The sequence below is a fragment of the Delftia sp. DLF01 genome (assembly GCF_014852125.1).
GTDB classification, from domain to species: domain Bacteria; phylum Pseudomonadota; class Gammaproteobacteria; order Burkholderiales; family Burkholderiaceae_C; genus Comamonas; species Comamonas acidovorans.
Genome location: NZ_JACVAZ010000002.1, coordinates 1,448,214 through 1,461,265, shown reverse-complemented (window position 1 = coordinate 1,461,265; position 13,052 = coordinate 1,448,214). Strand labels below are relative to the sequence as shown.

General features: G+C 70.0%; 9 protein-coding genes. 2 read left to right on the top strand and 7 right to left on the bottom strand.

Annotated features, from left to right (window positions below; genetic code table 11):
• The first annotated feature begins 333 nt into the window (after positions 1-333).
• A complete protein-coding gene (trpE, locus tag IB269_RS15065; RefSeq protein ID WP_013804687.1) occupies positions 334-1,833 on the top strand; it encodes an anthranilate synthase component I in 1,500 nt (499 codons plus the stop codon).
• Positions 1,830-2,180: a chorismate mutase gene (locus IB269_RS15060; RefSeq protein WP_016449526.1), complete on the top strand. Its 351-nt coding sequence runs from the start codon at positions 1,830-1,832 to the stop codon at positions 2,178-2,180. Before trpE ends, IB269_RS15060 begins: the two co-directional genes overlap by 4 nt.
• Before the next feature lie 13 nt (positions 2,181-2,193).
• Here the strand turns inward: IB269_RS15060 and IB269_RS15055 are convergent, their stop codons facing one another.
• The 7 genes from IB269_RS15055 to IB269_RS15025 all read right to left on the bottom strand — a co-directional run bounded on the left by IB269_RS15055 (position 2,194) and on the right by IB269_RS15025 (position 13,037).
• Complete coding sequence (locus tag IB269_RS15055; RefSeq protein ID WP_192367510.1) at positions 2,194-3,441, bottom strand: acetate/propionate family kinase; 1,248 nt, start codon at positions 3,439-3,441, stop codon at positions 2,194-2,196.
• A complete protein-coding gene (locus IB269_RS15050; RefSeq protein WP_192367509.1) occupies positions 3,438-4,892 on the bottom strand; it encodes a bifunctional enoyl-CoA hydratase/phosphate acetyltransferase in 1,455 nt (484 codons plus the stop codon). The genes IB269_RS15055 and IB269_RS15050 overlap by 4 nt, the downstream gene beginning before the upstream one ends.
• Positions 4,889-7,360, bottom strand: coding sequence for a DUF3141 domain-containing protein (locus IB269_RS15045; protein WP_192367508.1), 2,472 nt, complete (start codon positions 7,358-7,360; stop codon positions 4,889-4,891). The genes IB269_RS15050 and IB269_RS15045 overlap by 4 nt, the downstream gene beginning before the upstream one ends.
• A gap of 137 nt (positions 7,361-7,497) precedes the next feature.
• Entirely contained in the window at positions 7,498-8,007 is a 510-nt protein-coding gene (locus IB269_RS15040; protein ID WP_013804682.1) for a hypothetical protein, read from the bottom strand.
• Between the two features lie 53 nt (positions 8,008-8,060).
• Positions 8,061-9,191 (bottom strand): ABC transporter permease, encoded by a 1,131-nt coding sequence (locus IB269_RS15035; RefSeq protein WP_097204274.1) that lies wholly within the window; start codon positions 9,189-9,191, stop codon positions 8,061-8,063.
• A gap of 1 nt (position 9,192) precedes the next feature.
• Positions 9,193-11,949: a ribosome-associated ATPase/putative transporter RbbA gene (gene rbbA, locus IB269_RS15030; protein ID WP_192367507.1), complete on the bottom strand. Its 2,757-nt coding sequence runs from the start codon at positions 11,947-11,949 to the stop codon at positions 9,193-9,195.
• On the bottom strand, positions 11,946-13,037 hold the full coding sequence (locus IB269_RS15025; protein WP_012202692.1) for an HlyD family secretion protein: 1,092 nt from the start codon (positions 13,035-13,037) through the stop codon (positions 11,946-11,948). The genes rbbA and IB269_RS15025 overlap by 4 nt, the downstream gene beginning before the upstream one ends.
• Between the last annotated feature and the right edge of the window lie 15 nt (positions 13,038-13,052).

Genomic DNA, 13,052 nt, shown 5'->3' with positions numbered 1-13,052 from the left:
GCTGCCATTGTTGGTCAGGCTGACCAGGGTGTCAATTGTGGCCATGGCAGGCCCCTGCGGCGCCCCCGCAAGGCGCCGGTCCGCACTTGTACCCCGCCGCGTCTGCGCTACACTTGCCCGCTATGTTCATTCATCGCATGTTCATTGCAGGTTGTGGAGACCGGGGAGCCTGGCCCTGGCGCAAGCCTGTCCAACTGAACAGCTGAAGCACCCGGGGCGCGACCCGGCGTGCACCCGAGGCCCTACGGGCCAATCGAATGAATCGGCGCAACCCATACGCAGCCCGCACCCACACCAGGTCTGCCAGCGCCACGCAATCCGGAGCCTTCCCCCGTGATCACCGAACTCGAATTCAAGAGCCTTGCTGCGCAGGGCTACAACCGCATCCCTCTGATGGTCGAGGCGTTTGCGGACCTCGAAACCCCCCTGTCCCTCTACCTCAAGTTGGCCCATGCGGGCGGTGACGGCAAGCACAGCTTTTTGCTGGAGTCCGTGGTGGGCGGCGAGCGCTTCGGGCGCTACAGCTTCATCGGCCTGCCTGCACGCACGCTGCTGCGCGCCAGCGGCTTTGGCGATGCGGCATGCACCGAGGTGGTGACCGATGGCCAGGTGGTGGAGACGGCCAAGGGCAATCCGCTGGATTTCATCGCTGCCTACCAAAAGCGCTTCAAGGTGGCGCTGCGCCCGGGGCTGCCGCGTTTTTGCGGCGGGCTGGCCGGCTACTTCGGCTATGACGCCGTGCGCTACATCGAGAAGAAGCTGGAAGATTCCTGCCCGCCCGATACGCTCAACTGCCCCGACATCCTGCTGCTGCAGTGCGAGGAAGTGGCGGTGATCGACAACCTGTCGGGCAAGCTGTACCTGATCGTCTATGCCAACCCCGGCGAGAGCGAGGCCTATACGCGCGCCAAGAAGCGGCTGCGGCAGTTGAAGGATCTGCTGCGCTACTCGGTCAGCGCGCCGCAGATCAAGGCCGGCGAGAGCCACCCGGCCCAGCGCAGCTTTGCCAAGGAAGACTACCTGGCGGCCGTGGAGAAGGCCAAGGAGCTGATCGCCGCGGGCGACTTCATGCAGGTGCAGGTGGGCCAGCGCATCCACAAGCGCTTCACGGCCAGCCCCTTGAGCCTGTACCGCGCGCTGCGTTCGCTCAATCCCAGCCCCTACATGTACTACTACCACCTGGGCGATTTCCATGTGGTGGGCGCCAGCCCCGAGATCCTGGTGCGCCAGGAGAACACGGACGAGGGCCAGAAGGTCACCATCCGCCCGCTGGCCGGCACGCGCCCGCGCGGCGCCACGCCCGAGGCCGACAAGGCCACCGAAAAGGAGCTGGTGGCCGACCCCAAGGAACGCGCCGAGCACGTGATGCTGATCGACCTGGCGCGCAACGACATCGGCCGCATCGCCAAGACGGGCAGCGTGAAGGTGACCGAGGCCTTTGCCGTGGAGCGCTACAGCCACGTGATGCACATCGTCAGCAACGTGGAGGGCATTCTGCGCGACGGCATGGACAACATGGACGTGTTCAAGGCCACCTTCCCGGCCGGCACGCTGACGGGCGCGCCCAAGGTGCATGCCATGGAGGTCATCGACCAGCTGGAGCCCACCAAGCGCGGCATCTACGGCGGCGCCTGCGGCTACCTGAGCTTTGCGGGCGACATGGACCTGGCCATTGCCATCCGCACGGGCGTGATCAAGGACGGCACGCTCTACGTGCAGGCCGCCGCCGGCGTGGTGGCCGATTCCGTGCCCGAGATGGAATGGAAAGAGACCGAGCACAAGGCGCGCGCACTGATGCGCGCGGCCGAGCTGGTGGAGGAAGGACTGGAATGAGCACGGACCGCGCCAAGCAGGCCATCGACCTGGTGCAGCACTGCACCGACATGCTGGATGTGCGCCGCAATGTGGATGCGCTGGACGATGTGCTGGTGCCGCTGCTGGTCACGCGCATGGGCTACATGCAGCAGGCCGCGCGCATCAAGGCCGATGCGGCCCAGGTGCGCGACGAGGGCCGCATCGAGGCCATCGTGCGCCGCGTGCGCGAGCGCACGGCCGCCGAGGGCGGCCAGCCCGACATGATGGAGGCGGTGTACCGCCACCTCATGGAGGAATGCATTGCCTACGAGCACCGCGAGTTCGCGCGGCTGCGCGAAGGCGGTGCGCAGGACGATCGTTCCTAGGGCCTGTTCACACTCATGCGGGGATCGCGTTGCCCGGCAGCCAGCGCAGCGCATGGCGCGCTGCCACCCATTCCTCGTTGGTGGGCTCCACGCCCACGGTGACGGCGCTGCCGGTGGCCGAGATCACGGCCGCATCGCGCGCATTGGCCTCGGCGTCCAGCCGCAGGCCCAGAAAGCCCAGGCCCTCGCACACGCGCCGCCGTATCTCGGCGCTGTGCTCGCCCACGCCTGCGGTGAACACCAGCAGGTCCAGGCCGCCCAGCACGGCGACCAGGGCGCCGATCTCGCGCACGATGCGCCGCACGTACAGGGCCAGCGCATCGCGCGCGCGCTCGGCCTGGGCATCGGTGCCCGACTCCAGCGGCAGCAGCACGCGCGGCTCGGACGAGGTGCCCGAGACGCCCAGCAGGCCGGACTCGTGGTACAGGATGCGGCCCACTTCCTGCAGGCTGAGCTTTTCGATTTCCATCAGGTAGATCACGGCGCCGGGGTCCAGCGCGCCGGTGCGCGTGCCCATCATCAGGCCGTCCAGCGCAGAGAACCCCATGGTCGTCGCCACGCTTTGCAGGCCCTGCATGGCGCACAGGCTGGCGCCGCTGCCCAGGTGGGCCACCAGGGTGCGCCCGCGTGCCAGATCGCCATGCCTCTCGGGCAGGGCGGTGGCCATGTATTCGTAGGACAGGCCGTGGAAGCCGTAGCGGCGCAGCCCGCGCTCCCAGGCCGCGTGCGGCAGGGGCAGCAGTTGCTCGACCTTGGGCAGCGTGTGGTGGAAGGCGGTGTCGAAGCAGGCCACCTGCACCAGTTCGGGCCGCTCGCGCAGCAGGATGTCCATGGCCTCCAGCGCAAAGGGCTGGTGCAGCGGCGCCAGCGGGATGAAGGCCTTGAGGTCGGCCAGCACGCCGGCATCGACGCGCACGGGCTCGAAGTAGCGGCTGCCGCCGTGCACCACGCGGTGGGCGACGGCGGCCACGCGGGCGCCGTCCAGCTGCGCCAGGCGCGCGGTGATGCGCTCGCGGATCAGCTGCAGCGCGGCGCGGTAGGGGTGGGCGGCATCCAGGGCAATGGCAAAGGGCGGCACGCCGCTCTCGCCGAAGTCGGGCGCGGGCCCGCCTATGCCCTGGACCTTGCCGTTCCACAGCGGCTTGCGCGGCAGCGGGCGCTGGGCACCGTCGAAGACGGCGAACTTGATGCTGGATGAGCCGCAGTTGAGCACCACGACCAGTTCGCGGGCGGGGGAGGATGCGGTGTGGGCAGGGATCATGGCGGGGAGTTCCGGTAGCGGTGGGCCAGCAGCAGGGCGATGGCGCAGGAGGCGATGCGCGAGGCGCGGCTGTCGGCGCGGCTGGTCAGGATCACGGGCACCTTGGCGCCCATGACGATGCCGGCGCTGGCCGCCTCGCCCATGTACATGAGCTGCTTGGCCAGCATGTTGCCGCTTTCCAGGTCGGGCACGACCAGGATGTCGGCCTGGCCCGCCACGGGCGAATCGATGCCCTTGGTGCGCGCGGCGGCCATGGACACGGCGTTGTCGAAGGCCAGCGGCCCGTCGAGCACGCCGCCTTCGATCTGGCCCCGGTCGGCCATCTTGCACAGCGCGGCAGCGTCCAGCGTGGCCGGCATGTGCGGGCTCACGGTCTCCACGGCGGCCAGGATGGCGACCTTGGGCTCGGGCACGCCGATGGCATGGGCCAGGGCGATGGCGTTGCGCACGATGTCGGCCTTTTGCTGCAGGTCGGGCGCGAGGTTGATGGCCGCATCGGTGACGATGAAGGGGCGCGGGTAGTGCGGCGTCTGCAGCACGAAGCAGTGGCTGACGCGGCGCTTGGTGCGCAGGCCGGCGGCGGCGGCCACCACCTCGGCCATGAGTTCGTCCGTGTGCAGGCTGCCTTTCATGATGGCCTCGACCTCGCCGCAGGCGGCCAGCTCGGCGCCGCGCGTGGCGGCGGCGTGGCTGTGCGGCACGTCCTCGATGCGCAGGCCGCCCAGGTCCAGCCCGTGCTCGGCCGCCACGGCCTCCAGCCGCGCGCGCGGGGCCACCAGAACGGGGTCGATCAGGCCTTCGCGGCGCGCGTCCAGCGCGGCCGAGAGGCTGGGCTCGTCGCAAGGATGGACCACGGCCACGCGGATGGGCGGCAGGCCGGCCACATGGGCCAGCAGCCGCTGCAAGCCGTCGCGTCCACCGGCCTCCAGGCGGATCTCGGGCAGGCTGGTGCGCTGGCGCTCGATGTGGCGCGCAGGCGCATGCACGGTGGCCTGGCCCTCGATCACGGCGGCGCCATGCTGGTTGGTGCAGGCCACGGCCAGCGTGACCTGGCGCTGCTCGGCCTGCTTGGCCAGCACCTCCACGCGCACGGTCAGCCGGTCGCCTGCGGCCAGCGGCGCCAGAAAGCGCAGCGTCTGGCCAACCAGGGTGGTGCCCGGGCCGGGCAGGCGCGTGCCCAGCACCGAGGCCAGCAGCATGCCGCCCCACATGCCGTGGGCGATCAGGGCTGTGTCGTCATCGTCGGCGCCGGCAACCGTGCCGGCACCGGCACCGGCGCCGTCGGCCACGGCCGCGCCCGACAGGGCGGCGAACAGGCGCAGGTCCTGGGTGCTCAGCGTGCGTTCCAGGCTGGCGCTGTCGCCCACGCCCAGTTCGTCAAAGCTGTGGTTGCGCAGCAGGGCCAGGTCTTCGGGCGGCAGGGCCGCATCGGAATCGGGGGAGAGGTTCATCGCTTTTTCCGGGGGCTGGGGTGTGCGCGGCTGGCCTGGGCGCGTGCGGGGCGCTTGGCGGCAGGCGCGGAGTCGGGAACAGGTGCGGGCTCGGGGGCCTGTTCAGGAGCTGCAGCAGGAGCCGCAACAGGGGCGGTCAGAGGCGCTGCCGAAGGTGCCGTCACGGGTGCCGTCAAAGGTGCCGACACAGGTGCGGGTTCAGGCTCGGCCGCCGAGGCTGGCGCGATGGCCGGGTGCCGCTCGGCCTGCTCTTTCGCCTGCCTGGACTCGGCCGCCTCCAGCGCCTGCACGAAATGCCCCATGGCCTGCAGCAGGCGCTGGTGCTCGGCATCGCTGAGGTTGCCGCCCTGGTTGGCCAGCTCGTCCACCGTGGTCATGCCCCAGCGGATGTCGGCGGCGGGCGAGGCGGCCAGCAACCGGGGGATGGCGGCCATGGCGGCGTCGGGCTCGCGCTGCATCAGCAGGGCCTGGCGGCGCACGATGCGGCGGAACTGCGCCATGTCGGGCGGCACGCCGCCCAGGTGGTCCTGCAGCAGCCGCCAGGCGTGGCGGAAGTGGCGCTCATCGGCCTCGCCGCGTGCGCGCAGCACGTGGAACAGGGCGCGTATGACGGCCTCGTACAGCCCGCCCTGGGCCACGCTTTCGTGCAGCCGCGCCAGCTCCTGGCGCATGTACTGGCAGTGCTCGGGCGATTCGCCGGGGTGCGGGCGCGGCGGGCCGTCGTCCTGGCGGCTCTGGCCGGCCAGGGCCTGGACCAGGGGCGAGCCATAGATGGCGTGGAACAGCCGCGCCTGCATGGCATCGCGCTGGTCGCGGTAGGTGTCGAGCAGATGCACCACGGCCTGCGACATGGCCTGCTGCGCCTTCAGGAAGGGGTTGTCGGGCTCGACGGGGTGGCGGTCCTCGCGCGCATGCTCGGCGGCCTGGGCCACGACGGGTGCCAGCGGGTGCGAGTCCGACCAGCATTCATAGCCCACGCGCAGCGGGTGCATGGCCTGCAGCCAGCGCGCAGACAGCGGCGTGGACAGTGCCTGCACCCAGGGCTGCACGGTGTTGCGGTACAGGGCCAGGTTGATTTCGGAGACGCGCGCGGCAGCGGCGAAATGGCGCTCGCTTTCGGGGTCGGGCCGGACGATGGAGCGCACCTCGGCCAGGTCGCTGCGGCGGATCTTCATCAGGTAGGCGTCGTCGGTCAGATCCTGTGCCGGCACACCGGCCGGGCGGTCGGCGATCTCGGCGCGGTAGATGCCGGCGGGCAGCAGGTCGATGATGTCGATGTGCGCCGCGAACTCGCGGTGCTCCTTGCGGCCCACGGCGCCCGAGACAAAGATGCCCAGGTGGCCGATGCTGTCATGCGTGGCGAAGACGATGGTCTGGTCGTGCGCGGCGATGTCCTCGTCGTCGCGGTACAGGTCGGTGATCCAGCCCAGGGCCTGGCCCGGCGGCGTGATGTTGTCGCCATGCGAGCAGAACACCACGATGGGCGAGCGGATGTTGCGCAGGTCGATGCGCACGCCGTCCGAGGTCGTCAGCTCGGCCGTGGCCAGCCGGTTGCCGATGAACAGGTTGTCCACGATGTACTGCATCTCGCGGCCTTCCAGGAAGACATAGCCGCCCCAGTACTTCTCGAAGCCCAGGTAGCGCGGCCCCTCGGTGTCCACGTCGGCATAGACCTGGTACTGCTTTTCCCACAGCGTGTTGGCCGGGTTGAGGTTCTCGAAGTTCTGCACCAGCCATGCGCCGTCGAAGCGGCCCGCGCCCAGGTCGCTGGTCAGCGCCGTCATCCAGCTGCCGCCCATGAGGCCGCCGCCGTAGCGCATGGGGTTGTCGCCGGCCCAGTACGACAGCGGCGCACCGGCCACGATGATGGGGCCGAACAGCTCGGGCCAGACGGCAGCCGTCATGAGGATCTGCCAGCCGGCCTGGCAGTTGCCGATGACGGCGGGCTTGCCCCGGCTCTCGGGGTGCAGCTCGGCGACCTTGCGCACGAATTGGGCCTCGGCGCGCATCACGTCCTCGACGGTCTGGCCGGGCACGGGGTCGGGCAGGAAGCCCACGAAGTAGCAGGGATGGCCGGCCTTGAGCGCGGCGCCGATCTCGCTGTCGGGCTTGAAGCCGCCGATGCCGGGGCCGTGGCCCGCGCGCGGATCGACGACGATGAAGGGGCGCTTGGCCGGGTCGATGACCGTGCCCTCCATGGGCGCGATGCGTGCCAGGCCGTAGTTGACGGGGCGCGGCAGGTCCAGGCCCGACATCACGATCTCGGCCCGGAAGCTCAGCACATTGGGCACTTCCTCGGCCAGATGCTCGCGGTACTGGTTGCCACGCTGGCGCCGGATGTCGGCATACAGCAGCGAGCGCTGCCAGGCATCGGTGGCGTATTGCGCGGCTGCCTGCGACAGCTTCATCGGATCGCCCCACATCCCTCCCACGTCCACGGTGCCGTGGCTCTGCAGGTTCTCGTTCATCTGGCCCACTCCTTTACCGGCATGTCATGCCCTGCTCTTAGATTGCGTGTGATTGCTTGTGGCTGGGTGCGGATGGCCGCCCCGCGCCCATGCGGCCCCGAACCTGCGGGACCGCGTGGCGGCTTCCTTGGGGCCCGTCAGCCCTGGGCTGTGGCGTCGCGGGCCGTTTCGGCGGCGGCTGCCGCAATGGGCTGCTGCGCCGCATGGGCGGGCTGGGCCACGGACTGCACGGCCGAGGTCCAGCGGGCGAGCAGGTCGCTCCACGGCACGGCGGTGTCGGCTGCGCCCTGGGTGCTGTTGCCCAGCGTGGCTGCCACCTGTTGCTGCCAGTCGTGCACGGCCTGTTGCACGCCCTGGGCCAGGGTCATCTGGCTGGCCATGGCGGTCTGGGCCAGGGCCTGGGCATGGCCCATGCGCAGGTGGGCGTGGCGCCAGAAGGCCTGGGCGGGCAGGGTGGCCAGCTCCTGCCAGCTGCTGGTCTGCTGCACGCCCTCGATCTCGCTGCCGGTCTCGGCGATGCGCTCGGGGCCGTTGCGTGCGGCATGCTCCAGCCACTGTTGGCCGCTTTCCTGCAGCAGCCGGCTCAGGTGCAGCTGCAGTTCAAGCTGTGCCTTGAGCAGATGGAGGGGAATGGTCTGTGCGCTCATATGAAACTCCTTGCTGGTTGAGATGGAAAGATGCCTTGGCGGCGGGAACGAAATCAGGCCATCTGGCTGATGGTCTTGCGAAAACGGGTGAGCGTGAGGGCGAACAGCACGGAGCCGATCGCGGCCAGCGCGAGGAAGGGCTTCCAGACCACGTCCAGCCCCGCTCCGCGGTAGAGGATGGCCTGCGACAGCTCGACAAAGTGGGTGGTCGGCGCGGCCAGCATGATGTTCTGCACCAGCCCGGGCATGCTTTCGCGCGGCGTCATGGCGCCCGACAGCAGCTGCAGCGGCAGCAGCACGAGCACCAGCAGCATGCCGAACTGTGGCATGTTGCGCGCCAGCGTGGCAAGGAAGATCCCCAGCGACGTTGTGGCGAACAGGCACAGCGCGGCCCCCGCCAGGAACAGCGGCAGCGAGCCTTCGATGGGAACGCCCAGGGCGCCGCGCACCACGAGGTTGAGCGAGGCAAAGGCGGTGACCAGCACGACCAGTCCCATGGACCATATCTTGGCCAGCATGATCTCGGTCGGTGTCACCGGCATGACCAGCAGGTGCTCCACCGTGCCGTGCTCGCGCTCGCGGATCAGGGCCGCGCCCGTGAGGATGATGGACAGCATGGTCACGTTGTTGATGATCTGCATCAGCCCGCCGAACCAGACCTTGTCCAGCGCCGGATTGAAGCGCGCGCGCACCACCAGGTCCACGGGCAGGGCGGTGGCGCCCCGAAAGCGCCGCACGAACTCGCTGACCTCGGCCGTGACGATCTGCTGCACATAGCTGTTGCCCGTGAAGGCCTGGCTCATGCGCGTGGCGTCCACGTTCAGCTGCAGCTCGGGCGCGCGGCCCGCCAGCACGTCGCGCTGGAAGTTGGGCGGGATGTTGAGCACGAAGGTGTAGGTGCCCGAGTCCATGCCCGGGTCCATCTGCGTGCGGTCGATCATGGCCGGCGGCGCGAACTGCGGCGGATAGAAGGCGCCCGCGATGCGCTGCGACAGCGGCGAGCCGTCCTCGTCCACGATGGCGATGGGCGCGTTGTGCAGGCTCTCGGGCATGGCCGTGGCCGCCGTGTAGATGGAGACCGTGAACACATAGGCGATGAGCACCAGCAGCACGGGATCGCGCCACAGGCTCCACAGCTCCTTGACGCCCAGCCGGTAGATGTTGGAGAAAAGGCGGGTGCGCATTTCAGCTCTCCTGCTTTCTGGTCAGTGCAATGGCCAGGCCCAGGATCACCGGCACGGACAGCAGCAGCGGCCCGAACGAGCCGGCCAGCTCCCGAAATCCCAGCGCCTTGCTGAACACGCCGCGGCTGATGGCGATCATGTGGCTGGCCGGATAGACCTCGCCGATGATGCGGCCCGCCCCCTCCAGCGAGGACACGGGATCGACCAGGCCCGCGAACTGCGTGGTGGGAATCAGCGTGCCGATCAGCACCAGGAACATCGAGGCGATCTGGCTGCGCGTCAGCGTGGAGGCCAGCAGGCCGAAGCCCGTGGAGGCGCCGCTGAAGATCAGCGCCGCCAGGGCCAGCGTGGCAAAGCTGCCCGTCACGGGAACGCCGAACAGGGTGACGGCCATCAGGCACATCAGCAGGAAGTTCAGCATGGCCAGCACCACATAGGGCAGTTGCTTGCCCAGCAGGAATTCGGTGCGCGTGACCGGCGTGACGTAGAGGTTGGTGATGGAGCCGCTTTCCTTCTCGCGCACCACGGCCAGCGCCGTCAGCATGGCGGGCAAAAGCAGCAGCAGCAGGGGCATGACGGCCGGCACCATGGCCGGCAGGCTGCGCACGTCGGGGTTGTAGCGAAAGCGCGTCTGGATGTCGATCAGGCCGGCCGGCGTCACACCCAGGCGCTCGCGCGCCTGCTCGGTCAGCCAGTGCTGGTGGATGCCCTGCAGGTAGCCGCGCACGGTCTCGGCGCGCGTGGGCATGGCGCCGTCGAACCACGCGCCCACCTGCACGGAGCCGCCGCGCAGCACATCGCGCGCAAAGCCCGGGGGGATCTCGATGGCCAGGGTCAGCTCGCCGCTGCGCATGCGGCGGTCCAGTGCGTCGTAGTCGGTCAGCGGCGGCTGCTCGATGAAGTAGCGCGAGCCCGACAGGCTCATCGCATAGCTGCGGCTGATGGTGGTCTGGTCGCGGTCCAGCACGGCAAAGCGCAGGTCCTCCACGTCCAGGCTGATGCCGTAGCCCATCACGAACATCAGGATCAGCGAGCCCACCAGGGCCAGCGTGGCGCGCACCGGGTCGCGCTGCAGCTCCAGCGCTTCGCGCCAGACATAGCTGAGCATGCGCTGGGCGCTGAAATGGCGGCGGCGCGCAGTGTGCGTTTCCACGGCAGCGGGGGTGGCTGGTGCGGCCTGCTGTTCCTCGGCCGGGGCCTCGCCGCCACCGGCCTCGACCAGGTAGCCGATGAAGGCTTCCTCCAGCGTGGCCGCGCCGCGCTTGGCCACCAGGCGCGCGGGCGTGTCGCTGTCCAGCACCTTGCCCGCATGCATCATGGACATGCGGTCGCAGCGCTCGGCCTCGTTCATGAAGTGGGTGGAGATGAAGATGGTCACGCGGTCGCGCCGCGACAGCTCCACCAGCAGGCGCCAGAAGCCATCGCGCGCCACGGGGTCCACGCCCGAGGTGGGCTCGTCCAGGATGAGCAGCTCGGGCTTGTGCACCATGGCCACGGCCAGCGACAGGCGCTGGCGCATGCCCAGCGGCAGGGCGGCCGGCAGGCTGTGCTGCACGGCCTGCAGGTCGAAGCGCTGCAGCATCTCGGCCACGCGCGCGGGGATGTCCGCCTCGGGCACGCCGAACAGGCGCGCATGCAGCACCAGGTTCTGGTGCACGGTCAGCTCGCCGTACAGCGAGAACGCCTGGGTCATGTAGCCCACGCGGCGGCGCGTGTCGATGTCGCGCGGGTCCACGGGCTGGCCGAACAGCCAGGCCTGGCCCTCGCTGGCCGGCAGCAGGCCGGTCAGCATCTTCATGGTGGTGCTCTTGCCGCAGCCGTTGGAGCCCAGGAAGCCGAAGATCTCGCCACGGCGGATGCGGAAGGACACATGGTCCACGGCGACGAAGTCGCCAAAGCGCATGGTCAGGTCCCTGGCCTCGATGGCGATGTCGTCCTCGCCGCCCTCGGGCAGGGGGGCGATGGTCACGGGCGCATGGCCGCGCTTTTTCTCTTCGGGCAGCAGGGCGATGAAGGCCTCTTCCAGCGAGCGGCTGTCTGTGCGCTGCAGCAGCTCGGCCGGCGTGCCCGTGGCCAGCACGCGGCCCTCGTCCATGGCCACCAGCCAGTCGAAGCGCTGGGCCTCGTCCATGTAGGCCGTGGCCACCAGCACGCTCATGCCGGGGCGCTGGCGGCGGATGCGCGCGATCAGGTCCCAGAACTGGGCGCGCGCCAGCGGGTCCACGCCCGTGGTGGGCTCGTCAAGAATGAGCAGGTCGGGGTCGTGGATCAGCGCGCAGCACAGGCCCAGCTTCTGCTTCATGCCGCCAGACAGCTTGCCGGCCGGCCGCTCCAGGAATTTGCGCAGGCCCGTGGCCTGGGTGAGGTCGTCGATGCGCCGGCGCCGCTCGGCCGCGTCATGGCCGAACAGGCGCGCGAAGAACTGCAGGTTCTCCTCCACCGACAGGGTGGGATAGAGGTTGCGCCCCAGGCCCTGCGGCATGTAGGCCACGCGCGGGCAGACGGCCTCGCGGTGGCGGCGCTGGGCCATGTCGCCGCCCAGCACCTCGACGCTGCCTTCCTGGATCTTGCGCGCCCCGGAGATCAGCGCCATGAGGCTGGACTTGCCCACGCCGTCCGGCCCGATCAGACCGACCATGCGGCCTTCGGGAATGTCCAGATCTATGCCCGCCAGCGCCTCGACCTGGCCATAGCGCTGGTGCACGCCCTTCAGGCGCACGACCCAGCCGCTGGCATGGGGCGTCGTGCTCTCGCTCATTGCGCGGGCTGGGCTGGCAGCTTGATGGCCAGGTTGGCGGGCCACTCATGGCTGGCATCGGTGCGCAGCCAGGCCATGCCGGGCACGCCGGTCTTGACCTGTTCCAGATGGCGGCGCAGCAGCTCCGGCGGGATCTGGGCGCGCACGCGGAACATCAGCTTCTGGCGCTCGCTGGCGGTCTCCACGGTCTTGGGCGTGAACTGGGCCTGGCTGGCGACGAAGGAGACGCGGGCGGGGATCACGTACTCGGGCGCGGCGTCCAGCACCAGGCGCACCTCGCTGCCCAGGGCGATGCGCCCGGCGGCGGTCTCGGGCACGAAGAAGGTCATATAGACATCGGACAGGTCCAGCAGGTTGAGCACGCGCCCGCCTGCGCCCAGCACTTCGCCGGGCTGGGCCACGCGCAGCTGCACGCGGCCGTCACGCGGGGCCTTGAGCACGCCGTCGTCGATGTCGGCCTGCACGCGCGCCACCGTGGCCGTGGCCGCCTGCACCTGGGAGCGCACGCCCACCACCTGGGCCTCGGCCGCCTTCACGGCGGCCTGGGCAGCGGCGGCCTGGGCGCGCGTGGCGGCCAGCGCCGCCTCGCTGCCGCGCACGCGGGCGCGGTCGTCATCGAGCTCCTGCACCGAAGAGGCACCCTCGCGCGCCAGCGTTTCCGAGCGCTTGAAGCGGCGCTGCGCGGCGTCCACCTCGGTCTCGCGCTGCACGATCAGGGCCTGGGCGGCGGCCAGGTCGCTGCGGCGCAGGGTGACCTGGGCCTCGGCCGCGGCCACGCTGTGCTCGGCCTGCTGGCGCATGGCGTCGGCTTCCTGGCGCTGGGCGCGCAGGGTGTCGATCTGCATGCGCGCCACGGGCTGGCCGGCCTGCACGAAGTCGCCCTCGCGCACCAGGATTTCCTCCACGCGGCCGGGCAGCTTGGTGGAGATGTCGATCTCGGTGGCCTCGACCCGGCCGTTGCTGCCGACGAAGCCCTCGCCCGGGCCCTTGGGCGTGAAGGTCTTCCAGGCCCACCAGGCCACGAGGGCCAGGACCGCCACGGCGGCGATCGGCACGATCTTGTTCTTCAGAGAGGTGTTCTTGTCCATGGGCGGGTCCGGAGG